This is a genomic window from Treponema sp. R6D11 (genome assembly GCF_054786075.1).
Genome location: NZ_BDHD01001399.1, coordinates 1 through 311 on the forward strand (window position 1 = coordinate 1; position 311 = coordinate 311).

Sequence of the window (311 nt, forward strand, 5' to 3'; positions counted from 1 at the left end):
CGAGCATACGAACCGAAAAGAATAATCTGGTCAGGGGACGCAATAGAGACGATAATGGAGATAATAGCATCTATTTTTGGTACATTTATATCCATGTTTCAATAATAAGTTAATTATTTAAGACTGGCAAGCCCAAAACAAGGGGTGTAGCCAGTTTATTAACGACACTTCAAAAAAGCGATGACAGATACTGTTGCGTTTACTGTTACGCATATTTTCTATGGCTGAATCTGAACAGGAGCAGAACTGTTTGCTGTTGAATTATTACCCAGTTGACCATTTGAATTCAATCCCCATGCCGATAAACCAGT

1 protein-coding gene is annotated in these 311 nt (G+C 37.9%); it reads right to left on the reverse strand.

The genetic code is table 11. The annotated features are described in order from the left end of the window. Window positions 1–218 precede the first annotated feature (218 nt). Window positions 219–290, reverse strand: coding sequence for a hypothetical protein (locus tag ACYVTD_RS18920; protein WP_461249121.1), 72 nt, complete (start codon window positions 288–290; stop codon window positions 219–221). Between the last annotated feature and the right edge of the window lie 21 nt (window positions 291–311).